Annotated in this window: 22 protein-coding genes; 16 read left to right on the top strand and 6 right to left on the bottom strand. The window is 61.2% G+C overall.

What is annotated here, in order from left to right:
- Positions 1 to 115 precede the first annotated feature (115 nt).
- Genes yfiR through yfiB form a run of 3 tightly spaced genes read left to right on the top strand, consistent with a single transcriptional unit; the run spans position 116 to position 2,455 of the window.
- Positions 116 to 691: a regulatory sequestration protein YfiR gene (yfiR, locus tag ACU680_RS10610; protein ID WP_367082974.1), complete on the top strand. Its 576-nt coding sequence runs from the start codon at positions 116 to 118 to the stop codon at positions 689 to 691.
- Positions 688 to 1,956 (top strand): diguanylate cyclase DgcN/YfiN, encoded by a 1,269-nt coding sequence (dgcN, locus tag ACU680_RS10605; protein WP_448179411.1) that lies wholly within the window; start codon positions 688 to 690, stop codon positions 1,954 to 1,956. The genes yfiR and dgcN overlap by 4 nt, the downstream gene beginning before the upstream one ends.
- Positions 1,957 to 1,960: 4 nt before the next feature.
- Positions 1,961 to 2,455 carry an outer membrane lipoprotein YfiB gene (gene yfiB, locus ACU680_RS10600; RefSeq protein ID WP_007962103.1) on the top strand — a complete coding sequence of 165 codons (495 nt, stop codon included), beginning with the start codon at positions 1,961 to 1,963 and terminating at the stop codon, positions 2,453 to 2,455.
- Here yfiB and ACU680_RS10595 read toward each other — a convergent pair.
- Entirely contained in the window at positions 2,452 to 3,399 is a 948-nt protein-coding gene (locus ACU680_RS10595) for a LysR family transcriptional regulator (RefSeq protein WP_448179410.1), read from the bottom strand. The two genes, yfiB and ACU680_RS10595, sit on opposite strands and share 4 nt — an antisense overlap.
- A 150-nt stretch (positions 3,400 to 3,549) precedes the next feature.
- On the opposite strand from ACU680_RS10595, the gene ACU680_RS10590 reads away from it, so the two are divergent.
- Together ACU680_RS10590 and mmsB are read left to right on the top strand one after the other, a co-directional pair.
- Positions 3,550 to 5,076, top strand: coding sequence for a CoA-acylating methylmalonate-semialdehyde dehydrogenase (locus ACU680_RS10590; RefSeq protein WP_448179409.1), 1,527 nt, complete (start codon positions 3,550 to 3,552; stop codon positions 5,074 to 5,076).
- A gap of 9 nt (positions 5,077 to 5,085) precedes the next feature.
- On the top strand, positions 5,086 to 5,973 hold the full coding sequence (mmsB, locus tag ACU680_RS10585; RefSeq protein WP_448179408.1) for a 3-hydroxyisobutyrate dehydrogenase: 888 nt from the start codon (positions 5,086 to 5,088) through the stop codon (positions 5,971 to 5,973).
- 254 nt (positions 5,974 to 6,227) lie between these two features.
- On the opposite strand, the gene ACU680_RS10580 is transcribed toward mmsB, so the two are convergent.
- Both ACU680_RS10580 and ACU680_RS10575 read right to left on the bottom strand, forming a co-directional pair.
- Positions 6,228 to 6,578, bottom strand: a complete 351-nt coding sequence (locus ACU680_RS10580; protein ID WP_016770579.1) for a cupin domain-containing protein — start codon at positions 6,576 to 6,578, stop codon at positions 6,228 to 6,230.
- A gap of 34 nt (positions 6,579 to 6,612) precedes the next feature.
- A complete protein-coding gene (locus ACU680_RS10575) occupies positions 6,613 to 7,551 on the bottom strand; it encodes a LysR family transcriptional regulator (RefSeq protein ID WP_448179407.1) in 939 nt (312 codons plus the stop codon).
- Between the two features lie 233 nt (positions 7,552 to 7,784).
- On the opposite strand from ACU680_RS10575, the gene ACU680_RS10570 reads away from it, so the two are divergent.
- Positions 7,785 to 8,549, top strand: a complete 765-nt coding sequence (locus ACU680_RS10570; RefSeq protein ID WP_448179406.1) for a sulfite exporter TauE/SafE family protein — start codon at positions 7,785 to 7,787, stop codon at positions 8,547 to 8,549.
- Here ACU680_RS10570 and ACU680_RS10565 read toward each other — a convergent pair.
- On the bottom strand, positions 8,539 to 8,853 hold the full coding sequence (locus tag ACU680_RS10565; RefSeq protein ID WP_448179405.1) for a putative quinol monooxygenase: 315 nt from the start codon (positions 8,851 to 8,853) through the stop codon (positions 8,539 to 8,541). The two genes, ACU680_RS10570 and ACU680_RS10565, sit on opposite strands and share 11 nt — an antisense overlap.
- Before the next feature lie 182 nt (positions 8,854 to 9,035).
- Here ACU680_RS10565 and mdaB point away from each other — a divergent pair, with 182 nt between their 5' ends.
- The 9 genes from mdaB (at position 9,036) to ACU680_RS10520 (ending at position 18,624) form a co-directional block, all read left to right on the top strand.
- Positions 9,036 to 9,626, top strand: coding sequence for an NADPH:quinone oxidoreductase MdaB (gene mdaB / locus ACU680_RS10560; RefSeq protein WP_367082982.1), 591 nt, complete (start codon positions 9,036 to 9,038; stop codon positions 9,624 to 9,626).
- Between the two features lie 173 nt (positions 9,627 to 9,799).
- Positions 9,800 to 10,711, top strand: a complete 912-nt coding sequence (locus tag ACU680_RS10555) for a LysR family transcriptional regulator (RefSeq protein ID WP_096795294.1) — start codon at positions 9,800 to 9,802, stop codon at positions 10,709 to 10,711.
- Positions 10,712 to 10,814: 103 nt separating this feature from the next.
- Positions 10,815 to 11,708 carry an NAD-dependent epimerase/dehydratase family protein gene (locus tag ACU680_RS10550; RefSeq protein ID WP_448179404.1) on the top strand — a complete coding sequence of 298 codons (894 nt, stop codon included), beginning with the start codon at positions 10,815 to 10,817 and terminating at the stop codon, positions 11,706 to 11,708.
- A gap of 640 nt (positions 11,709 to 12,348) precedes the next feature.
- Entirely contained in the window at positions 12,349 to 14,070 is a 1,722-nt protein-coding gene (locus ACU680_RS10545; RefSeq protein ID WP_448179403.1) for a carbamoyltransferase family protein, read from the top strand.
- A 64-nt stretch (positions 14,071 to 14,134) separates the two neighbouring features.
- Entirely contained in the window at positions 14,135 to 15,310 is a 1,176-nt protein-coding gene (locus ACU680_RS10540) for an MFS transporter (RefSeq protein ID WP_448179402.1), read from the top strand.
- Positions 15,276 to 15,986 (top strand): HAD family hydrolase, encoded by a 711-nt coding sequence (locus tag ACU680_RS10535; RefSeq protein ID WP_448179401.1) that lies wholly within the window; start codon positions 15,276 to 15,278, stop codon positions 15,984 to 15,986. Before ACU680_RS10540 ends, ACU680_RS10535 begins: the two co-directional genes overlap by 35 nt.
- The gene (locus ACU680_RS10530) at positions 15,983 to 16,621 is read left to right on the top strand and encodes a YdcF family protein (protein ID WP_448179400.1); all 639 of its coding nucleotides are present in this window, start codon (positions 15,983 to 15,985) and stop codon (positions 16,619 to 16,621) included. The genes ACU680_RS10535 and ACU680_RS10530 overlap by 4 nt, the downstream gene beginning before the upstream one ends.
- Positions 16,622 to 16,646: 25 nt before the next feature.
- Complete coding sequence (locus ACU680_RS10525) at positions 16,647 to 18,104, top strand: N-acyl-D-amino-acid deacylase family protein (protein WP_448179399.1); 1,458 nt, start codon at positions 16,647 to 16,649, stop codon at positions 18,102 to 18,104.
- A gap of 151 nt (positions 18,105 to 18,255) precedes the next feature.
- Positions 18,256 to 18,624 carry a glyoxalase superfamily protein gene (locus ACU680_RS10520; protein WP_367082995.1) on the top strand — a complete coding sequence of 123 codons (369 nt, stop codon included), beginning with the start codon at positions 18,256 to 18,258 and terminating at the stop codon, positions 18,622 to 18,624.
- Between the two features lie 256 nt (positions 18,625 to 18,880).
- Here ACU680_RS10520 and ACU680_RS10515 read toward each other — a convergent pair whose 3' ends face one another.
- Positions 18,881 to 19,246: a DUF6124 family protein gene (locus ACU680_RS10515; protein ID WP_095139853.1), complete on the bottom strand. Its 366-nt coding sequence runs from the start codon at positions 19,244 to 19,246 to the stop codon at positions 18,881 to 18,883.
- Between the two features lie 514 nt (positions 19,247 to 19,760).
- On the bottom strand, positions 19,761 to 20,777 hold the full coding sequence (gene gliR, locus ACU680_RS10510) for an AraC family transcriptional regulator GliR (RefSeq protein ID WP_448179398.1): 1,017 nt from the start codon (positions 20,775 to 20,777) through the stop codon (positions 19,761 to 19,763).
- A 211-nt stretch (positions 20,778 to 20,988) separates the two neighbouring features.
- On the opposite strand from gliR, the gene ACU680_RS10505 reads away from it, so the two are divergent.
- The gene (locus ACU680_RS10505; protein ID WP_448179397.1) at positions 20,989 to 22,584 is read left to right on the top strand and encodes an FAD-binding oxidoreductase; all 1,596 of its coding nucleotides are present in this window, start codon (positions 20,989 to 20,991) and stop codon (positions 22,582 to 22,584) included.
- Position 22,585 lies beyond the last annotated feature (1 nt).

Below are 22,585 nucleotides of genomic sequence, written 5' to 3'. Positions count from 1 at the left end.
TCTGGCGATTGGCGGCGGTTACTGACCAGCCGGTCAGGAGGCACTGTTTCGCGGGTGTTACTCCGCTGTGCTATCGTTGCGGCATCATTTCGGTACGATGCAAGAGAATCCCTGCATGAAGGTGGCAGTCTGGGCGACAGAGCGCGTGGTTCGCTGCAAGCACGTATTGCTTGTCGGTCTGCTCTGTTTGCTGACGGGCATTGCCATGGCACAGCCACAAACGCCCACGGGCATGGCCGAACAGCGCGCCCAGGCAGTGACGCAAGTCGTGCTGGGCATCCTCAGCTACGCACGCTGGCCGGTCGAGCCTGCGCAGTTGCGCCTGTGTATCGTCGGCCCCACCGAGTACACCGACGATCTGGTCAAAGGCACCACGCAAGCCACTGGTCGTCCGGTCACTGTGCGCCGACTGCTGGCCGACAATCCGGCCATCGTCAGCGAGTGTGATGCGGTGTACATCGGCAAACTCACCGCAGATGAACGCAGTCGGCTCTTCTCTTCATTGATCGGCCATCCGGTGCTGAGCATCAGCGAAGGTGGCGATCAATGCACGGTCGGCAGCCTGTTCTGCCTGCGCGTCAGCGATGAGCAGGTGTCCTTCGAGGTCAATCTCGACTCCGTCGCCCGTAGCGGCGTACGCATCCACCCGAGCGTGCTGCAGTTGTCGCGCCGCAAACCGGCGGCACCATGAAACTGTTCGGCTCCAGAACCCGCCCGACACTGGGCTCGGTCATCGGTCGTGGACATTTGATTGTCGCGCTGGTGGCCGTGACGATGGCCAGTGTATCGCTGACCCTGTTGGGGGTTCTCGCGCTGCGGGTCTACGCCGATCACAACCTGCACCTGATTGCGCGCTCGATCAGCTACACCGTGGAAGCGGCGGTAGTGTTCAACGACAAGGCTGCCGCGACGGAAGCGCTGGCGTTGATCGCGTCCACCGAAGAAGTGGCGGACGCTCAGGTTTTCGATGCCCAGGGTACGTTGCTCGCGCGTTGGCAGCGTCCCGAAAACGGCCTGTTCTCCGAGCTGGAAATGCAGGCCGCCCGGACCATTCTGGAAAAGCCGATCAGCCTGCCGATCGTGCATCAGGATCGTGAAATCGGACGCATCCTGCTGGTCGGTCACGGCGGCAGCCTGATGCGCTTCTTGCTCAGCGGTCTGGCGGGGATCATTCTCTGCACCGCCATCAGTGCCTGGGTCGCGCTGTATCTGGCGCGCCGACAGCTGCGCAGCATTACCGGCCCACTTCGCAGCCTCGCGGCGGTGGCCCACGCTGCCCGCAGCGAGCGAGCACTGGATCGCCGGGTACCGCCGGCGCAGATCGCCGAGCTCGACAACCTCGGCAACGACTTCAATGCCCTGCTCGACGAACTCGAATCGTGGCAAACCCACCTGCAAAGCGAGAACGAAACCCTAGCCCATCAGGCCAGCCACGACAGCCTCACCGGCCTGCCGAACCGGGCGTTTTTCGAAGGTCGGTTGATTCGCGCCTTGCGCAATGCCGGCAAGCTCAACGAGCGGGTGGCGGTGCTGTTTCTCGACAGTGACCGATTCAAAGGCATCAACGACAACTTTGGTCACGCCGCCGGCGACGCGGTACTGGTGGCAGTTGCCAATCGGATCCGCGCGCAGCTGCGTGAAGAGGATCTGGTGGCGCGGCTCGGCGGCGACGAGTTCGCCGTACTGCTCGCGCCGCTGCACAGGATCGAAGACGCCGAGCGCATTGCCGACAAGATTCTTGCCAGCATGGACGTGCCCATCGCGCTGCCGGGGGATACCAGTGTGGTGACGTCGCTCAGTATCGGCATTGCCGTTTTCCCCGATCATGGTGTCACGCCAGGCGCCTTGCTCAATGCGGCCGACGCGGCGATGTATCAGGCCAAGCGCCTGTCGCGTGGCGCTCAATTCACGGCCGGGTCGGAGAGCCCGGTCGTCAATCTTCAAACCAGGAGCTGATTCCGTGTTCACATTTCCCGCTCGACTGTTTTCCGCCTTGCTGATGATCGCCGTACTGGCGCTGACCGGGTGCCAGACCGCACCGCAGAAAGGCCTGACCCCGGCGCAGATCGCCGTCCTCAAGCAACAAGGATTCGAGGCGACCGACGAGGGCTGGGAGTTTGGCCTGTCCGGCAAAGTGCTGTTTGGCAGCGATATCGAAAGCCTGAACAACCAGAGCACCGAAATCGTCGAACGCATCGGCAAGGCGCTACACGGCGTCGGTATCGAGCGGGTGCGGGTCGACGGTCATACCGACGCGTCGGGCAAAGAGACCTATAACCAGCAACTGTCGCTGCGTCGGGCCAAAAGTGTGGCCAAAGTGCTGACCACCGTCGGTATGAAAGAAGAGAACATCCAGTTGCGCGGCCTGGGCAGCAGCGAGCCGGTGGCGTCCAATGACACTGCCGCCGGACGCACCGAGAATCGCCGGGTGTCGATTGTGGTCAGTGCCGATTAATCGGCAAACCGCATCTCGCGGGTTTGCCCCATCAGCAGACCCTGATTGCGCTCGGTCACCTCACGGATGTAATCCCACAACAAAGTGATCCGCTTCAACTTCCTGAGATCCTCCCGGCAGTACATCCAGAACTGCCGGGTGATGTCGATTTCCTCGTGTAGCACCGGCAGCAGGCGCGGATCCTGCGCGGCGAGGAAGCACGGCAGAATTGCCAGTGAACGCCCTTGCTGCGCCGCGACGAACTGCGCGATGACGCTGGTGCTGCGCAGGTTTGCGCTGGCGCCGGGCAGCACATTTGCCAGGTACAGCAGCTCCGAGCTGAACGCCAGGTCATCCACGTAACTGATGAATTGATGCTTGCCCAAATCCGCAGGGCGGCGGATCGGTGGGTGCTGGTCGAGGTAGTCCTGGGTCGCGTACAGCTGCAAGCGGTAGTCGCAGAGTTTGCAGCACACGTACGGGCCGTGCTCCGGGCGCTCCAGGGCAATGACGATGTCGGCTTCGCGTTTGGACAGGCTGATGAAGTGCGGCAGCGGCAGGATGTCCACCGAGATCGCCGGATAGGCGTCGACGAAGTGGCTCAGTTGCGGGGTGATGAAAAAGCTGCCGAAACCTTCGGTGCAACCCATGCGCACGTGCCCGGACAGTGCCACACCAGAGCCCGAGACTTGCTCGCATGCCATGTGCAACGTGCTTTCAATCGACTCTGCATACCCCAGCAGACGCTGGCCTTCGGTGGTCAGCACGAAACCGCTGGTGCGTGATTTTTCGAACAGCAATGTGCCCAACGCCGCTTCCAGCGAACTGATGCGCCGCGACACGGTGGTGTAGTCGACGGCGAGCCGTTTGGCCGCGGTGCTGGCCTTGCGGGTGCGGGCGACTTCGAGGAAAAACTTCAGGTCGTCCCAGTTCAGCGACCCGAGGGAGGTGATGTTTTTTTGCATGATGGACGGGCTTATATGTGCGTTCTTATTAGAAGTTTGCACATCTATACTCCAAAAACAGTCCGACAACCAATTCGTGACACACGCCTCATCTCAAGGCGAACCCCTTCGCCTTGGCTCCTACGATAAAAACAAGTTTCGGAGACCAGCATGAACGCATCGCTTACGCCCAACGAAACCACGGTCCAGAAGGTCAAGCTGCTGATCGACGGCGAGTGGATCGAATCGCAGACCACCGAGTGGCACGACATCGTCAACCCGGCGACTCAGCAAGTGCTGGCCAAAGTACCGTTCGCCACCGCCGCTGAAGTCGATGCCGCCATCAGTGCCGCGCACCGCGCGTTCCAGACCTGGAAACTGACCCCGATCGGCGCGCGCATGCGCATCATGCTCAAGCTGCAGGCGCTGATTCGCGAGCACTCCAAACGCATCGCCGTGGTGCTGAGCGCCGAGCAGGGCAAGACCATTGCCGACGCCGAGGGCGACATTTTCCGTGGCCTGGAAGTGGTCGAACACGCCTGCTCCATCGGCACCCTGCAAATGGGCGAATTCGCCGAAAACGTGGCCGGTGGCGTCGATACCTACACCCTGCGCCAGCCGATCGGCGTGTGCGCCGGCATCACCCCGTTCAACTTCCCGGCGATGATTCCGCTGTGGATGTTCCCGATGGCGATCGCCTGCGGCAACACCTTCGTCTTGAAACCTTCGGAACAGGATCCGCTGTCGACCATGCTGCTGGTGGAGCTGGCGATTGAGGCTGGCGTTCCGGCGGGCGTGCTCAACGTGGTGCACGGTGGCAAGGACGTGGTTGATGGCCTGTGCACCCACAAGGACATCAAAGCCGTATCGTTCGTTGGTTCGACGGCGGTCGGTACTCACGTTTACGACCTGGCTGGCAAGCACGGCAAACGCGTGCAATCGATGATGGGCGCGAAGAACCATGCCGTGGTGCTGCCGGACGCCAATCGCGAGCAAGCGCTGAATGCCTTGGTCGGTGCCGGTTTCGGTGCGGCCGGTCAGCGTTGCATGGCCACCTCGGTGGTGGTGCTGGTCGGTGCGGCGAAACAATGGCTGCCGGATCTGAAAGCGCTGGCGCAGAAACTCAAGGTCAACGCCGGCAGCGAGGCGGGTACCGATGTGGGTCCGGTGATCTCGAAGAAAGCCAAGGCGCGGATTCTCGACCTGATCGAAAGCGGCATCAAGGAAGGCGCCAAGCTTGAACTCGATGGTCGCGACATCAAGGTGCCGGGCTACGAGCAAGGCAACTTCGTCGGCCCGACCCTGTTCTCGGGCGTGACCACCGACATGCAGATCTACACCCAGGAAATCTTCGGTCCGGTGCTGGTGGTGCTGGAAGTCGACACCCTCGATCAAGCCATCGCGCTGGTCAACGCCAACCCGTTCGGCAACGGCACCGGCCTGTTCACCCAGAGCGGTGCGGCGGCGCGCAAATTTCAGACGGAAATCGACGTCGGCCAGGTCGGTATCAACATCCCGATTCCAGTGCCGGTGCCGTTCTTCAGTTTCACCGGTTCCCGTGGTTCGAAACTCGGCGACCTCGGCCCGTACGGCAAGCAAGTGGTGCAGTTCTACACCCAGACCAAAACGGTCACGGCGCGCTGGTTCGATGACGACAGCGTCAACGACGGCGTGAACACCACCATCAACCTGCGCTGAGGAATCGCCATGAAAATCGCATTTATCGGTCTGGGCAACATGGGCGCGCCGATGGCGCGCAACCTGATCAAGGCCGGCCACGCGCTGAATCTGGTGGACCTGAACAAAACCGTGCTGGCGGAGCTTGAACAACTGGGCGGCACCATCCGCGCCTCGGCCCGTGAAGCCGCCGAAGACGCCGAACTGGTGATCACCATGCTCCCGGCGGCGGTACATGTGCGCAGCGTCTGGCTGAGTGAGGACGGTGTGCTGGCCGGCATTGGCAAAGGTGTGCCGGCGGTGGATTGCAGCACCATCGATCCGCAGACCGCCCGCGATGTCGCCGCTGCGGCTGCCAAACAAGGCGTGGCCATGGCTGATGCACCGGTCTCCGGTGGTACCGGCGGCGCAACCGCTGGCACGCTGACCTTCATGGTCGGCGCCACCCCGGAACTGTTCGCCACCCTGCAGCCGGTGCTGGCGCAGATGGGGCGCAACATCGTGCATTGCGGTGAAGTCGGCACCGGGCAGATCGCCAAGATTTGCAACAACCTGCTGCTGGCGATCTCGATGGTCGGCGTCAGCGAAGCGATGGCGCTGGGCGATGCGTTGGGGATCGACACCACGGTGCTGGCCGGGATCATCAACAGTTCGACCGGGCGTTGCTGGAGTTCGGAAATGTACAACCCGTGGCCGGGCATCGTCGAAACGGCGCCGGCCTCGCGCGGTTACACCGGTGGTTTCGGCGCCGAACTGATGCTCAAGGATCTGGGCCTGGCGACCGAGGCGGCGCGTCAGGCGCATCAACCGGTGGTGCTCGGCGCTGTGGCGCAGCAGTTGTATCAGGCGATGAGCCAGCGCGGGGAGGGGGGCAAGGATTTCTCGGCGATTATCAACAGCTATCGCAAGCCGCAGTAATGCCGCGGGGTGCGATTCTTTGTGGCGAGGGAGCTTGCTCCCGCTGGTCTGCGTAGCAGACCCAAACCCGGTCAATGCGGTTCTTCAGAAAAACCGCATTGACTGAATTTACGACTGCTGCGCAGCCGAGCGGGAGCAAGCTCCCTCGCCACAGGTTTTTTTGTGAGGCAAAAAAGATCGCAGCCTTCGGCAGCTCCTGCATGGGCAAGATGAACACCCTGTAGGAGCTGCCGAAGGCTGCGATCTTTTGCGTGTCAGGCGAAGACGAAATATTTGCGCACGGTCTCGACCACTTCCCAGGTGCCTTTCATCCCCGGTTCAACCACGAAGATGTCGCCGGCTCGCAGGTGAATCGGCGCCATGCCGTCCGGGGTGATGACGCAGTAGCCTTCCTGGAAATGGCAGTACTCCCACTTCACATAATCGACGCGCCATTTGCCCGGTGTGCAGATCCAGGTGCCCATGATCTTGCTGCCGTCTTCGCTGGTGTAGGCGTTGAGGTTGACGGTGTGCGGGTCGCCTTCGAGTTTTTCCCATTTGCAGGCATCGAGTACCGGCAGTGGATGGGTGTCGCGCAGAACGGTGATGGGGGCGGTCGCGGTCATGTGGACTCCGGGCAGAAGGATTTGAAGTCGAACCCTATAGCCCCTGCTTGTCGGTCAGTTGTCTGGGGTCGACATCGGGCTGCTCAGAAACGCGCGGATCGGTGAGCGCGTGTAACAACGCCCGGGCGTAATTGGGCAACGCGGTGAAGTCCCTGGCGCACAGCATGAGCGTGCGGCGTGCCCACGTTTCATTGAGCGCAACCCATTTGAACGACCGCAACGCGGCCCGCTCGACAGCGGCCAGCGGCATAATTGCCAGCCCGGCACCTCGGGCGACCATGCGCATGACCCCGTCGAAACCGTCGGCGCGGATGCGGATCTGCATCCGCGAACCGCTGTGCAGTGCTTGTTCTTCCAGGTACACCGCCAGTGCACTGTCGGCGCGCAGCCCTACAAAGTCATGTTGCAGGGCGTCGCTGAAACTGACCTCGGCGCCGTCAGACAACGGATGCCCGAAGGGCAGGATCAGTGCCAACGGATCATGCCGAAACGGCAGCGTCTGCAGGTCTGAGCTGTCCACCGCGTCGGACACGATCCCCAGATCCGCCGCCCCTTGGCGTAACGCATGGGTGATGCGCGCGCTGGGCAACTCCTGCAGATCGATGTCGAGGTTGGGATGGTCGCGCAAAAAGTCCGCCAGTGCCTCCGGCAGGTATTCGGTGATCGCGGTGGTGTTGCACAGCAGCCGCACCTGACCTTTCACCCCCTGAGCGTAATCCGCCAGATCCTGCTGCATGCGCTCGGACTGCTGCAGCAGCACGCGCGCATGTTGCGCCAGTGCCTTGCCCGCGGGTGTCGGGGTCACACCACGGCGGCCGCGGTGCAGAAACTCGGTGCCCAGCGAGGCTTCCATCGCGCGAATCCGCGCACTGGCGGCGGCCAGTGACAAATGACTGCGCGCGGCGCCGGCGGTGATGTTGCCGCTGTCGAGGATGTGCAGGTAGAGGCGCAGGTCGGTGAGGTCGAAGTGCATGGGGCAGCCTGTGGTTTTTGTGGTGTCCGGGCGAGCCCTATCGCTGGCAAGCCAGCTCCCACAGGATTGTGTGTTGTGCACAAATCCTGTAGTCCACACTGAAACCTGTGGGAGCTGGCTTGCCAGCGATGAGGCCAGAAGCCCTAATCAAATACCAAGCCTCTTGTATTGGAAGAGGCAGCCTCAGTATATGGCAGATTTTCAGTACACCCGCAAAGGCGCACAGTAGCGCCATGAACGCACTCGCCGATTTCTATCAAAACCTGGGTCTGGCCTTGTCCTTACTGGTCATCGCCACCTTCATAATGGCCGGCCTGGTCAAAGGCGTGATCGGCCTCGGCCTGCCCACTGTTGCCATGGGCCTGCTCGGTCTGGCTATGGCGCCATCACAGGCAGCGGCGCTGCTGATCATTCCGGCGACACTGACCAACCTCTGGCAACTCGCGTTCGGCGGGCATCTGCAGGCGCTGATCAAACGCCTGTGGCCGCTGCTGCTGATGATCTTCCTCGGCACCGCCGTCGGCACGCTGTCGATCGGCATGGCGGGTGGACATTGGGTGGTGCGTGGGCTGGGCGCGGCGTTGCTGCTGTATGCGTTGAGCGGGTTGCTGCTGCCGACGCTGCGGGTCAATCCTCGGCATGAGCCGTGGCTCGGTCCGCTGTGCGGGCTGATCACCGGCGTCATCACCTCGACTACCGGTGTGTTCGTGATTCCGGCGGTGCCGTACCTGCAAGCGTTGGGTTTGCAGCGCGATGAACTGGTGCAGGCGCTGGGCCTGTCGTTCACCGTTTCGACCCTGGCGCTGGCCGCAGGCTTGTTCTGGCGCGGCGCACTGGGCAGTGGCGAATTGAGCGCCTCGCTGCTGGTGCTGATCCCGGCGATGCTGGGCATGTGGTTCGGGCAGTGGTTGCGTCAGCGCATCAGTGCCGTGCTGTTCAAGCGGGTGTTCTTTATCGGACTGGGCGCACTCGGCGCCCATTTGCTGATCAGCGGCTAGCCGAAGAAGTGCTGAGCATGTCGATCCGACGGATATCGAAATCGCGCTCCAGGTACGTCATGCGGTTGTCGAAAAACTCGCGCATGTGCGGCAGGTTCGAGTGCACGTCCAGATGCGCCTGGCTTTCCCAGATCTCGTAAAAGATGAACAGCGTCGGGTCTTCCTTGTCGCGCAGCATGTGGTACTCGATGCAGCCGGGCTCGGCGCGGCTCGGCTCGACATAGGCGCGAAACAGCGCTTCGAAGGCCTCGGCTTTTCCCGGGCGGGTCTTGGCGTGCAGGATGAAACCGTGGCGTTCACTCATCGAAACAACTCCTCAAATGCAGATGGCCGAGAATGCTATTGCAACAATCGGCATTCGATTCGTGCTTTTTGATCAAATGTATTTTGCGCCGACACGGCTTATTCCGCGCGAGAGGGATGGTTAACCTGCCGCCATTCGTTTTCCAATCTTTCTCCAGCCCACTGGCTGCGCGAGGCGTTCTCATGAAAAAAGTGCTGTTGCTCAATGGCGGCAAAAAATTCGCCCACTCCGACGGTCGATACAACGCCACCCTGCACGAAACTGCACTGAGCGTGCTGGATCGCGGTGGTCTGGATGTCAAAACCACTTTCATCGATGAGGGTTACGACGTCGCTGAAGAAGTGGCGAAATTCCTCTGGGCCGACGTGATCATTTATCAGATGCCGGGCTGGTGGATGGGCGCGCCGTGGACCGTGAAAAAGTACATCGACGAAGTCTTCACCGAAGGCCATGGCAGCCTCTATGCCAGCGATGGTCGCACCCGTTCCGACTCTTCGCAGAAGTACGGCAGCGGCGGCCTGATTCAGGGCAAGCAGTACATGCTGTCGCTGACTTGGAACGCACCGCAGCAGGCGTTTGATGACCCGACCGATTTCTTTGAAGCCAAGGGTGTGGATGCGGTGTATTTCCCGTTCCACAAGGCCAACGAGTTTTTGGGCATGAGCGGGTTGCCGACGTTTTTGTGTGTGGACGTGATGAAGCGGCCGAACATCGAGAATGATGTGGCGCGGTATGAGCAGCATCTGAAACAGGTGTTTGCTCTCAAGGCTTGAATGGTTTCGGGCTACTATCGAATAGCTTGGCCAAATCCTGTGGCGAGGGAGCTTGCTCCCGCTGGGCTGCGTAGCGGCCCTCGCTTCTACCTGAATCGCAGGGGAGCGCTGCGCACTCCAGCGGGAGCAAGCTCCCTCGCCACGATGAATACGCATTCGATTAGAGAGTTTCCGTGAAAGCCAGATCCGATGAATTGCAGATTTTCGTCTGCGTGATCGAGTGCGGTTCGATTTCCGCCGCCGCCGAGCAGGTCGGGCAGACGCCGTCGGCGGTCAGCCGCACCTTGTCGCGACTCGAAGCCAAGCTCGACACCACGCTGATCAACCGCACCACGCGGCGCATGGACCTGACCGAGGAGGGCAAGTATTTCTTCGAGCAGGCCAAGCTGATTCTCGACCAGATGGACGCCCTCGAAGAGCGTCTGTCGTCACGCCAGCAAACCCCGTCCGGGCGCCTGCGGATCAACGCCGCGTCGCCGTTCATGCTGCACGCCATCGTGCCGTACATCGACGAATTCCGTGGCCTGTACCCGGACATCCAGCTCGAACTCAACAGCAATGACCTGATCATTGACCTGCTGGAACAAAGCACCGACGTCGCCATCCGCATCGGCACTCTTGCCGACTCGACGTTGCATGCGCGCTCACTGGGTTGCAGCCCGCTGCTGATCGTCGCCAGCCCGGCGTATCTGGAAAAGCACGGCGCGCCGCAGCAGGTTGCCGACTTGAGCGAACACACCTTGCTCGGTTTCACTCACAACGAAGGCCTCAACCAGTGGCCGCTGCGCTACGTGCACGGTGACCGTTGGCCGATCACCCCGGCCATCAGCGCCTCCAGTGGCGAGACCGTGCGACATCTGGCGCTGGAGGGGCAGGGCATTGCCTGCCTGTCGCACTTCATGACCATCGACGACATCCGCGCCGGACGCCTCAAGGTGCTGCTGGCGGAATTCAACAGCGGTTATCGTCAGCCGATCAACGCGGTGTACTACCGTAACTCGCAACTGGCGCTGCGCATTCAGTGCTTTCTCGACTTCATCCAGAGCAAACTCGCGGCGTACGCCAACGCCGATTTCAAGGGCTGATTCGTGACCCCTGCGCAACAGTGATTTGGGCGAGGGCGGGTTTTTCCATCGAGGTGACCGGTCGATACTCGCTGCATCACTTATTCACGCAGGGAGTTTCTCCATGAACGTATTCATCACCGGCGCCGCCGGTTTTATCGGCGGTTCCATCGCCACCGGTCTGGCTCAGGCCGGGCACAGTGTTACGGGCCTGGTGCGCAGCGCCGAACAGGCCGATGAACTCAAGGCATTGGGCATCACACCGGTGATCGGCACCCTCGAAGACAGCACATTGCTGGCCGATCAGGCCCGCGCCGCCGATGCGGTGATCAACGCCGCCAGCAGTGACCATCGCGGTGCAGTCGAAGCGTTGCTCGATGCCATGCGCGGTTCTAACAAAGTGTTCCTGCACACCAGCGGTTCGAGCATCGTCGGCGATGCCTCGGGCGGCAAGTCCAGCGACGTCATCTACTACGAAGACAACCTGCCGGAGCCGACCGTCGACAAGGCGGCGCGCGTGGCCATCGACAACCTGATCCTCGCCGCCGCGCAGGATGGCGTGAACTCGGCAGTGATCTGCAACACCTTGATCTACGGCCACAGCCTGGGCGTCAATCGCGACAGCGTGCAGTTGCCGCGTCTGCTCAAACAAGCGCGCAAAAGCGGCGTGGTGCGGCATGTCGGCACGGGCCAGAACATCTGGTCCAACGTGCACATCGAAGACGTCGTCGCCCTGTACCTGCTGGCGCTGACCAAAAATGTACCGGGCACCTTCTACTTCGTCGAAAGCGGCGAAGCCTCGTTCATCGACATGACCACAGCCATGGCCGAAGCGCTGAATCTCGGCGAGCCACAGGACTGGCCACTGCAAGACGCCGAAGCCGAGTGGGGCTATGAAATGGCCAACTACGGCCTCGGCTCCAACAGCCGTGTACGTGGCAAACACGCCCGCGAACTGCTGGGCTGGGCGCCGAAGCGAACGTCGGTGGTGGACTGGATTCGTAACGAGATGGTGTGAGCCCTACACAAACCATCCAAACACCACCGAATCTGTGGGAGCTGGCTTGCCAGCGATAGCGGTCGACCAGTCAGCATCTGTGTTGGATGTTACGCCGCCATCGCCAGCAGGCTGGCTCCCACAAGTGAACCGCATTCTGACTGACGGAATGCAATCAACCTGTAGGAGCGAGCCTGCTCGCGAAAGCGCTGGCTCAAACGACAGAATAGTCGGCTGGCACGCCGTCATCGCCCGTTTTTTTTGTCCCGGTAAACCCCCGCAAATACGCCGCATGCCAGTGGGATTTAATTTTTAGCGGGGACTTGTCCGGGCGCTCGGGAAATTACCGGCTAGGCTGCTACCGCGGTGAAACGAGGGCGGCTGCGATGCATGTCGCGCTCTATGTGTTGCAGGCATGAGGCCCGTTCAGCACGGCACCACCCATGGAGTTTTTCTGGCAAAAGGAATTTGCGATGGCGACACCCATTGATGCCTTCTCGTAAAGGCGTATCCCCCCGGCGGACACACATGAATCCGCGATCTCCCGATGAGTAATGGTCGGCCATGACGGCCGGCATCTGTCATTGACTCTGGTTATTGCATTGCACGCTACGCGCGTGGGCGAAGCCGTCACCTCAATTGGCGAAAACAAGGAATAGTTATGATCATTTTGGGTATTACGAATAATGATTTGGCGGGTGCTTGCCTGGTACGTGACGGTCAGATTCTTTCGGCGGTCAGCGAAGAGCGTTTCACCCGGATCAAGGACCATAAAATCTGGCCGGCCAAGTCCATCGAGTTTGTGTTGAGCCAGGCCGGCGTGTCGCTGGAAGACGTCGATCATGTCGCCTATGGATGGAACGCCGGGTTCAGTGCCGACAAACACCTGGAGCTGTACTTTGATCGCATTGTCGAGGAGGTCAGGAACAACCCCCAGGGGCTGGCGCAGTTCCGCCAGCGGGTGACCGATGAAATCAACAACGACAAGGAAAAACGCGGCGAATTCGACCAGTTCATTGTCGACAACGGTTTGCAGGGCAAGGCGTATTACATCGATCACCACGAGTGCCATGCGCTCGGCGCCTATGTCTGCTCGCCGTTCGACGACGCGTTGACCCTGACCTGCGACGGACGCGGCGATTTCCAGTCGCTGACCGTCACCTGGTACAGCTCGACAGAAACCACGGTGCTGCAACGCGAAACCAGCATCGACAGCCTCGGTTATTTCTATGGCCGGATCACCCACCTGCTCGGTTACAAGCCCAACCGCCACGAAGGCAAGGTCACCGGTCTGGCTGCATTCGGTGATCCGCAGAAACTGCTGGGCGTGATGCAGCAGATGATCCGTTTCGAAGACGGCCGTATCAAAGCGCGCTGCGGCGATATGTTCCTGCCGTCCTACAACACCTACAGCGAGCCGCTGGAAACCTTGTTTGCCCGGGAAACCCCCGAAGACATCGCCGCCGCCGTGCAGCGTCACAGCGAAGACCTGCTGGTGGCCACCGTCAGCCATCATCTGGCGCAGCGCGGCACTGCCAACCTGTGCCTGGCCGGCGGCGTGTTTGGCAACGTCAAACTCAACCAGCGCCTGCGCGAGATTCCGGGCGTCAAAGACGTCTACGTGCTGCCGTGCATGGGCGATGGCGGCTTGGCACTGGCGGCGGCAGTCGGCGTCGCGTACCTGGAAAACGGCACCCGTTTCAAGAATCCGTCGATGATGCTTGGCCCGCAATCGCGCAGCGTTTCGCAGAACATCAACCTGATCATTCGTGACTACCCTGAACTCGGTTATCACACGCCGTCGAACATCATCGAGGTACTGACCGAGGCCCTGACGGAAAATCAGGTGTTGGGCATGTTCAAGGGCAAGATGGAGTTCGGCCCACGCTCGCTGTGCAACCGCAGCATCGTCTATCACGCGCAGGATGCCGAGGTGAACGACTGGCTGAACAAACGCATGCACCGCACCGAGTTCATGCCCTTCGGCCCGGTCACCGCCATCGAGCAGGCGCCGGCCTGCTACGTCGGTTGGGACGAGCAGCAGGTGGCCGCCGACACCATGACCATGACCTACGACTGCCATCCGCAATTTCGCGAGGCGAGTCCGGCCGTGGTGCACATCGACGGCACCGCGCGCCCGCAGATCATTCGCCCGCAAAGTGACCCGTTCATGCATCGCCTGCTGACGGCCTGGCACCAGAAAACCGGTCAGGCAGCCTTGATCAACACCTCGTTCAACCGCCATGAAGAACCGATCGTTTGCTCATCCCAGGACGCACTGGATGCGCTGAAAGAAGGCATGGTCGATCTGGTGGTCATGAGTGAATCGCTGATTGTCTGGCGCAAGGGCAGAAACAGCTTTACTCAACAACGCTTCGAATAAATGGATGGTATTCAGGGCTCCCCGGGGAGCCCTGTTTCAGGAGTACCGGGCGTATGGTTGACGCATGTATTTAATCTTTTTCGGGTTCTTTGCGGCGGAAGGGATCATCTATCCGTTCTGGCCGACCTGGCTCGATTCGCTGGGTTTCAGTGCCAGTGAAATCGGCTTGCTGATCGCTGCGGCGTATTGGCCGCAGGTGGTGACCGGGGTGCTGATCACCTACGTGGCCGACTGGCGCGTGGATCAGTTGCGGCTCGCCGCTGTTCTGAGCGTTACCGCCGCGCTGTGTACGTTGCTGTTCTACTTCATCCCGGCGCATTTGTGGATGTTCGTGTGCCTGAGTGTGCTGTTTGGCGGGGTGTGGATGGTGGTGCTGCCGCTGTCCGAATCCTATCTGCTCAAGCGCGACAAACTGGCCCTGCAGAATTACGGCTGGGTGCGGGCGGTGGGCTCTTCGGCTTTTATCCTGACCTCGACCCTCGGCGGCTTTCTGTTTGCGCAGTACAGCCAGTCGTGGGTGCCGCTGGTGATCGCGGCGAGCATGTTACTCACCGCCGTGGCCTGTCTGCGCCTGAAGCGCCAAGTGTCGCGGGCGCATCTGGCGCCGCCCGGCCCGGCGCGCAAACGGCCGGACTGGCGGGCGCTATTGGCACACAAGAGTTTGCTGATCGCGATTGCCGCCGCCAGCTTCATTCAACTGAGTCACACCCTGTACTTTTCCACGGCTTCGATCGGTTGGGGGGTGAAGGGCTTTTCTTCCTCGGCGATCGGCATGTTCTGGGCGGTGGCGGTGATTGCGGAAATCACCTGGTTCGCGCTGTCCAACAAGGTCCTGGCGTTTTGCGCGCCGTTGTCGTTGGTGATGTTTTCCAGCGTCTGTGCGGCACTGCGCTGGGCGCTGTTTTCCAACAGCGACGCGGTGTCGCTGATCCTCTTGGGTCAGTGCCTGCACGCGCTGAGTTTTGCCGCCTACCACGCAGCGATCATGCGCTTTATTCGCGACCAGGCACCGCCGGATATTCAGGTCTTTACTCAAGGGGTTTATTACTCCCTGGCAGTGGCCTTGCCCATGGGCCTGGCCACACCTTTCGCCGGCTACCTGTACCAGACCCAACCGCAGTGGTCTTACTACGTGATGGCGCTGTTCGCTTTGGTCGGAACGGTGCTGGCGTTCATTGCTCATCAGAAAATGCGAAGTGCAACTTATGGCTCAACAAACGTTTACAGCCGTCTGCTTTGATATGGACGGCGTGCTCATCCAGTCGCGCGAGGTGATTGAACACGCCTGGACCACCGTGGCGCGCGAGTACGGGATCAACGTCGATCAGGCGTTCATCGACCAGCACATCCACGGCCGTCCCGGCGGTTACACCCTCAAGACCTTGTTCGCCGAGTTCGATGAAGCGCAGCAGGTGGCGATCAAGCGTGAAGTCGACGCCATCGAGCAGGTGACGAACTGTGCGCTGGTGCCGGGCGTCGCGACGTTGATCGCCCGACTCCGCGAGCACGCCGTACCCCTGGCGCTGGTCACCAGCAGTTGGCGGGCGCGGGTCGAGCACGTGTTGCAGCAACACGACCTGACTTCGGCGTTCGACAGCATCATCTGCCGCGACGACGTGCGCAGCGGTAAACCGGCACCCGATCCCTATCGACTGGCCGCAGCACAACTGGGCCGGCAAAGTGATGAATGCCTGGTCTTCGAAGACTCGGTCAGCGGTGTGCAGTCTGCGATCAGCAGCGGTGCGCTGTGTATCGGCATTGGCGACGACCCGACGCTGACCGCGCATGGCGCCGCAGGCCTGTATGCCGATTTCACTCGACTTGCGCTTAGGCTCGACGGCAGGGGCGCGCACGGTTATGCCGATGGAGCGCTGTTCATCAACGCGCACCCGACCCAGAGGTTTGCCCGGTCATGACATTGACGTTGCAGCACGCCAGCGTGCTCTGGAAATTCCTCGGTGCGGGGCGCCAACACAGCGCTTGTGAACTGATCGTGGTCTGCGGCTCCTACGACTTGCGGGTCTGCGATTACGCCTGCCAACTGTTGAAAGACGGCGTGGCACCGCACCTGTTGTTCACCGGCAGCACCGGCAACTGGACCCGGCATTTGTGGGAACGCACCGAAGCCGATATTTTTGCCCAACGTGCCCTGGCGCAAGGGGTGACGGCGCAGCAGTTCACCCTGGAAACCCGCGCGACCAATTTTGCTGAAAACATCGCGTTCGCCCGAGCGATGTTTCCCGACGTGCGCCGCGCGACGTTTCTGACCAAGCCCAATTCGATCCGGCGCGTGGCGTTGACCCTGCCCGTGCAGTGGCCCGGACTGGAAGCCTTTGTTGATGCGCCGTCGTTCGGTTTTCCTGATGACGTCAGCAACCTGATCGGGGTCTTGGGCCTGATCGACGAAATGGTCGGCGATGTACACCGCATCATGGTTTACCCTTCGCTGGGATTTCAGGTCGAGCAGGCCATCCCCGAAGAGGTTCAGGTAGCCTGGCGGTATCTGGTGGAGCAGGGCTTCGATCACCATTTGATCAAGGGCAGGAGTTGACGCTGACTCCCGCCGGGAGACAGACATGCAGTACGACACGCTGATCCGCAACGCCACCGTCATCGATGGCAGCAACACGCCCGGCTACCGCGCCGATGTGGCGATTCTCGACGGGCGCATCGAACGCATCGGCGACTTGCACGATGCCCGCGCCACGGAAGAAATTGACGCCGCCGGCCGCGTGCTCGCCCCGGGTTTCATCGACGTGCACACCCACGACGACACCGTGGTCATCCGCCAGCCGCAGATGCTGTCCAAGCTCAGCCAGGGCGTGACCACGGTGATCGTCGGCAACTGCGGGATCAGCGCCTCGCCGGTCAGCTTGAAAGGCAATCCGCCGGACCCGATGAACCTGCTCGGCAGCGCTGCCGCATTCGTTTACCCACGTTTCAGCGATTACCGCGCCGCCGTCGAAGCGGCGAATACCACGCTGAACGTCGCCGCACTGGTCGGCCACACCGCGCTGCGCAGCAATCACCTCGACGACCTGTTCCGCACCGCCACGCCAGACGAAATCGTCGCGATGCGCGAGCAATTGCGTGAAAGCCTTGAAGCCGGCGCGCTCGGTTTATCCACAGGCCTGGCCTACGCTAGCGCCTACAACGCCTCCACCGACGAAGTGAAGCAACTGACCGAAGAACTGACCGCGTTCGGCGCGGTGTACACCACCCACTTGCGCAGTGAGTTCGAACCGGTGCTGGAGGCGATGGACGAAGCGTTCGGCATTGGCCGTCACTCGCGGTCACCGGTGATCATTTCCCACCTCAAATGTGCCGGTGTCGGTAATTGGGGGCGCAGTCCGCAGTTGCTCGCGGCGTTGGAGCAAGCAGCGAAAACCCAGCACGTAGGATGCGATTGCTATCCCTACGCGGCGAGTTCTTCGACGCTGGATCTGAAGCAAGTCACCGATGCTCACCGCATCACCATCACCTGGTCGACGCCGCATCCTGAAGTCAGCGGACGCGACCTGATCGACATCGCCGCCGAATGGAACGTGCCACTGCTCGAAGCCGCCAAGCGCCTGCAACCGGCGGGCGCGGTGTACTACGGCATGGACGAGGCGGATGTACGAAAAATCCTCGCGCATCCATTGTCGATGGTTGGTTCTGACGGACTGCCGGAAGATCCGTTCCCGCATCCGCGCCTGTGGGGCGCTTTCCCACGAGTGCTTGGACATTTCAGTCGTGATGTCGGGCTGTTTCCGCTGCACACCGCCGTGCACAAGATGACCGGCCTGTCGGCGGCGCGGTTTGGCTTGAAAGAGCGCGGCGAGATTCGCGAGGGAAACTGGGCGGATCTGGTGTTGTTCGATCCTTTGACGGTGCGAGATGTGGCGGATTTCCATGATCCGCAGCGGGCGGCGCAGGGGATTGACGGGGTGTGGGTCAATGGCGTGTTGAGTTATCGCGACGGACAGGCGAACGGTCGTCGGGAAGGACGATTTCTGGCGCGGAACGGGGATTTACGTGAAGGTTTTCAATGATTGAAAAACCCCTGTAGGAGCTGCCGAAGGCTGCGATCTTTTGATCTACGTCTCATAGTGGCACTCTGAGATTAAAGAATGTCGAAACCAAGCCGAATTGCTGACATCCAGCCCGGCTACACTCTTGGGCCAACCAGTCAGGGAGCACCCCATGAGCTTCGGCAAAACCACCCCGATCCTGCGGATCTTCGATGAAGCCAAGGCGTTGGAATTTTACGTCGATTTCCTCGGCTTCAAGATCGACTGGCAGCATCGTTTCGAAGCGAACTTCCCGCTGTATCTGCAGGTGTCGCGTGGCGAGTGCGTGCTGCACCTGTCCGAGCATCATGGCGATGCGACCCCGGGTTCGGCGCTGCGCATCGAGACCGATGAGCTGGAGGTGTTTCAGCAGCAATTGGTGGCCAAGGACTACAAGTTCTCGCACCCACAGATTCAGGCGATGCCGTGGGGCAGTCAGGACATGACGATTGCTGATCCGTTTGGTAATCGGTTGGTGTTTACCAACGCGATCAGTGTCTGAGCTGAGAAGAGCCCCTCACCCTAACCCTCTCCCAGAGGGAGAGGGGACTGACCGAGGTGTCTTGCGCTGTATATCGACCTGAATGATCCGCTGCGATTGTGCATTCACAGCAGCATTTTCAGGTCGGTGTGTCTCGCGAGCATCCCTCGATCGGCCCCCTCTCCCTCCGGGAGAGGGTTGGGGTGAGGGAAAAAGATTCACGCCATACAAAAAAGCCCGCTGCCAAACCACTAAGGTTTTGCCGCGGGCTTTTTCGTTACTCGGTTGGCACTAACTGATCCAGCACCCGATTGACGGCGATTTCCGCCACCATCACCACCTGCGCGATGCCTTGCAGGGTCTTGCGGTGCGAGCCTTCCAGCAGCCCGGCGAAGTCGTTGAGCATCACGGTGGCCGAGCCAAGGGATTCGCAGGCGTCGGCCAGCAACGGTTCGGTGCCGCTGGCCGGGTTGGCCATGTAGAGGCGATTGGGCTGGTACGGGGTGGCCATGATCGCGGGTCTCGGTGGGCCGAGGTAGTGGTCGAGGGCGCGCTCGGCGGCTTCGTGGAATTTCCTTGATTCGGGGGATTCGTAGGGGGAGGCCGGACCAGTGTCCGGTGGGTTTGGCGTAACTTTGAACATAGGCTGTGTTCCCGTCATTGAGCGCCAACCCTTTTGCTACTAAACGAAAGGGTGGCAGCTGTACGCAGGTTAGTAGACCGGGGAACTCAGCTTAAGCCGGCGCGCCGAAGCGCCCTACATACAGCCACCATCAAGCTCAGGTACGAGAGCACCTGTGATGAGTGTACGACCAGCAGAATTACCACGGGCTACTAAACCCGATCACTGGAAATCAGTGACGGATTCAAGTTACCGACGGCCTCCGGGACGCACAAGCCGGCGGATTCTGGCGTAGCCGTAGGCAGCGGCGCAAGGATTTGTAGGCAGTAGGGCGTAACACTGAGTGTCTTTAAACACTGGGGCTGCAGCGGGTTTATCGGCCGCTGAAATTGAGGAATTGTCTGTCGGGTTTTTGGTGTGGCCACTGGCGCCATCGCTGGCAAGCCAGCTCCCACAGGGTTATGTGCGAGCCGCAGATTTTGTGTACGACCCGGTCACTGTGGGAGCTGGCTTGCCAGCGATGAGGCCAGTCCAGTCACCCACGATGCATCTGCCGAAACTCCCCCGGCGGCATCCCGCGCCGGCTCTTGAACGTGCGATGGAACGACCGCGGCTCGGTAAACCCCAGATACTGCGCAATGTCCTGAATCGGCAACGTGCTGTTGAGCAAATAATGCTCAGCCAGCTCCTGACGCAAGTCATCGAGAATCTGCTGATACGACGTCCCCGCCTGATGCAACTGGCGTTGCAACGTGCGCACCGACACCGCGAGCTGCTCGGCCACCTGTTCCTTGCGCGGCAAGCCTTCCTTGAGCAACTGGCGCAGGATGCTTTTGACCCGCTGCTCCAGCGACGCATCCTCCAGCGTCGCCATCAAGCCCATCGCGTGTTCTTCCAGGGTACGCAGCAATTGCGCATCGGCCTGACGCAGCGGTAATTGCAGATACGCCAGTGGCACGATCAGCGCCGAATAGGCCTGATCGAACAGCACCGGGCAATCGAAAAACGCTTCGTACTGCGCCTGCGTAGCGTCTGCCGGGCATGGATGTTCCAGCCACACGGCGGCGGGCGACATTTGCGTGTCGGCGATCCAGCGCGCGTATTGCAGCCATGAGCCAAGAACGTTTTCCACCAGATGCCGGCGAATTCGCGGACGCTCGTAGCGGCAAGTCCAGATCAGATGCACATGGCCGTCCTGCACTTCGGCGCGGCTGACGCCCATGTCGCCCACCAGTTTTTCGAACGGCATGATCCGGCTCATCGCATCGCCCAGGGTCGCGCAGTTCATGGTGATGTAACCGAGCACGCTCCAGGAATTGGGCAGGACGAAATTGGCCGCGTTGAGACCAAACAGCGGATCGCCCGAGTGCTCGCAGAAGTAATCGAGCAGGCGCTCATGGGTTTCGCCCGGCAGGCGCAGGCTGTTGTCGCTCAGTTGCTGCGCCTGCAGTCCGGCAGCGGCCAACGCCGGCTCGATGGCCATGCCCAGTTGCTCGGCATGGCGCACGTATTTGAGCAGCGGCGGAACCGAGGTGAAGCCGAGCGATTGCATGATCCGAATCCCTTGATCAAGGCCTGCGTGAGCGAATGAATGGCTGAAAGGTAATTTGAAACCCCGACTAAAGTAAATGGCTGGCACTTGCGCGACGTTTGACTCAATTGGCTACTCGAACTGGCCGGATGCGACCGTGACACTTTGCGGCCGCTGACTAGTATGGAGGCCTGCCACATCACTGATCAGACTGCATAAGAAGGACACACGCATGCGACGCTGGAACGGCTGGGGGGATGCAACCACGGTGGTCGAACTGCCGGCCCAGGGCGCGAGTTTTCTCCATGAACGGTTGGGGGCCGGGCGCGCGCTACCCGATGCCACGCTGGAGTCGGCTTTGGCGCGGGTGCCGCTCTCGCGATTGGCGGCGCACACCTTGTACAGCGTCGATGCCCATGACCGCCTGCTGCACGCCCGGGGCCAGAGCCTGCCGGATTGGCTGGCGTTGCGCGAAGGTGCGCTGGGCATCTATCCGGATGCGGTGGCGTTCCCGGAAACCGCCGAGCAGATCCGCCAATTGCTGGCGCTCGCCCATGAACAGGACCTGTGCCTGATTCCTTATGGCGGTGGCACCTCGGTGGCCGGGCACATCAACCCGCCGGATTCGACGCGACCGGTGGTGACTGTGTCGCTGGCGCGGATGAATCGCTTGATCGACCTCGACGAGGCCAGCCAATTGGCAACGTTCGGCCCCGGTGCCAGTGGCCCGCAGGTGGAAAGTCAGCTGCGCGCTCGCGGCTACACGCTGGGGCATTTCCCGCAGTCGTGGGAGTTGTCGACGCTGGGTGGTTGGGTTGCCAGTCGCTCCAGCGGTCAGCAGTCGTTGCGCTACGGGCGCATCGAGCAATTGTTCGCTGGCGGCACCCTGGAAACTTTCGCCGGGCCATTGGGAATTCCGACCTTCCCAGCCTCGGCGGCGGGGCCTGATCTGCGCGAAGTGGTGCTCGGATGCGAAGGCCGTTTCGGGATCATTTCTGAGGTCAAGGTACGGGTCAGTCCGCTGCCGGCCGATGAGCGTTTTTACGGGGTGTTTCTGCCCAACTGGAGCAAGGCGCTGCAAGCGATCCGCCAATTGGCCCAGGCACGCGTGCCGCTGTCGATGCTGCGTTTGTCGAACGCGGTGGAGACCGAAACCCAACTGGCGCTGGCCGGGCATCCGCAGCAGATCGCCTGGCTGGAAAAATATCTGAACCTGCGCGGCGCCGGTGAAGGCAAGTGCCTGCTGACCTTCGGCGTGACCGGCAACCGTCGGCAAAACGCGCTGTCGCTGAGCCAGGCGCGCCAGCATCTGAAAGCCTTCGGCGGTGTTTTCACCGGTACTTTGCTCGGCAAGAAATGGGCGCAGAACCGCTTTCGTTTCCCCTATCTGCGCGAGAACCTGTGGAACGCCGGTTATGTGGTCGACACTCTGGAAACCGCCACCGACTGGAGCAACGTCGACAATCTGCTCAACCTGATCGAAAACAGCCTGCGTGACGCTTTGGCGGCAGAGGGCGAACGGGTGCATGTGTTCACTCATCTTTCCCACGTCTATGGCGAAGGCTCGAGTATCTACACCACGTATGTATTTCGCCCGGCGGCGGATTATCCGGCGACGCTGGCGCGCTGGCAGGCACTCAAGCACGCGGCCAGCCAGACCATCGTCGACAACCACGGCACCATCAGCCACCAGCACGGCGTCGGTAAGGATCACGCGCCGTACCTGCCGCGCGAGAAAGGCGCGCTGGCGATGGACACCTTGCAGGCGCTGAGCAGGCACTTCGATCCGGCCGGGCGCCTCAACCCCGGCACGCTGTTGCAGGAGTGAC

The organism is Pseudomonas sp. LF020 (assembly GCF_053456425.1).
This window is presented reverse-complemented; position numbering and strand designations above follow the sequence as displayed.

What these genes read in the sequence shown, in the direction of transcription:
- yfiR (WP_367082974.1), top strand. Translation starts at nt 116, where the DNA reads ATGAAGGTGGCAGTCTGGGCGACAGAGCGCGTGGTTCGCTGCAAGCAC.
- dgcN (WP_448179411.1), top strand. Translation starts at nt 688, where the DNA reads ATGAAACTGTTCGGCTCCAGAACCCGCCCGACACTGGGCTCGGTCATC.
- ACU680_RS10595 (WP_448179410.1), bottom strand. Translation starts at nt 3,399, where the DNA reads ATGCAAAAAAACATCACCTCCCTCGGGTCGCTGAACTGGGACGACCTG.
- ACU680_RS10590 (WP_448179409.1), top strand. Translation starts at nt 3,550, where the DNA reads ATGAACGCATCGCTTACGCCCAACGAAACCACGGTCCAGAAGGTCAAG.
- mmsB (WP_448179408.1), top strand. Translation starts at nt 5,086, where the DNA reads ATGAAAATCGCATTTATCGGTCTGGGCAACATGGGCGCGCCGATGGCG.
- ACU680_RS10580 (WP_016770579.1), bottom strand. Translation starts at nt 6,578, where the DNA reads ATGACCGCGACCGCCCCCATCACCGTTCTGCGCGACACCCATCCACTG.
- ACU680_RS10575 (WP_448179407.1), bottom strand. Translation starts at nt 7,551, where the DNA reads ATGCACTTCGACCTCACCGACCTGCGCCTCTACCTGCACATCCTCGAC.
- ACU680_RS10570 (WP_448179406.1), top strand. Translation starts at nt 7,785, where the DNA reads ATGAACGCACTCGCCGATTTCTATCAAAACCTGGGTCTGGCCTTGTCC.
- ACU680_RS10565 (WP_448179405.1), bottom strand. Translation starts at nt 8,853, where the DNA reads ATGAGTGAACGCCACGGTTTCATCCTGCACGCCAAGACCCGCCCGGGA.
- mdaB (WP_367082982.1), top strand. Translation starts at nt 9,036, where the DNA reads ATGAAAAAAGTGCTGTTGCTCAATGGCGGCAAAAAATTCGCCCACTCC.
- ACU680_RS10550 (WP_448179404.1), top strand. Translation starts at nt 10,815, where the DNA reads ATGAACGTATTCATCACCGGCGCCGCCGGTTTTATCGGCGGTTCCATC.
- ACU680_RS10545 (WP_448179403.1), top strand. Translation starts at nt 12,349, where the DNA reads ATGATCATTTTGGGTATTACGAATAATGATTTGGCGGGTGCTTGCCTG.
- ACU680_RS10540 (WP_448179402.1), top strand. Translation starts at nt 14,135, where the DNA reads ATGTATTTAATCTTTTTCGGGTTCTTTGCGGCGGAAGGGATCATCTAT.
- ACU680_RS10535 (WP_448179401.1), top strand. Translation starts at nt 15,276, where the DNA reads ATGGCTCAACAAACGTTTACAGCCGTCTGCTTTGATATGGACGGCGTG.
- ACU680_RS10530 (WP_448179400.1), top strand. Translation starts at nt 15,983, where the DNA reads ATGACATTGACGTTGCAGCACGCCAGCGTGCTCTGGAAATTCCTCGGT.
- ACU680_RS10525 (WP_448179399.1), top strand. Translation starts at nt 16,647, where the DNA reads ATGCAGTACGACACGCTGATCCGCAACGCCACCGTCATCGATGGCAGC.
- ACU680_RS10520 (WP_367082995.1), top strand. Translation starts at nt 18,256, where the DNA reads ATGAGCTTCGGCAAAACCACCCCGATCCTGCGGATCTTCGATGAAGCC.
- ACU680_RS10515 (WP_095139853.1), bottom strand. Translation starts at nt 19,246, where the DNA reads ATGTTCAAAGTTACGCCAAACCCACCGGACACTGGTCCGGCCTCCCCC.
- gliR (WP_448179398.1), bottom strand. Translation starts at nt 20,777, where the DNA reads ATGCAATCGCTCGGCTTCACCTCGGTTCCGCCGCTGCTCAAATACGTG.
- ACU680_RS10505 (WP_448179397.1), top strand. Translation starts at nt 20,989, where the DNA reads ATGCGACGCTGGAACGGCTGGGGGGATGCAACCACGGTGGTCGAACTG.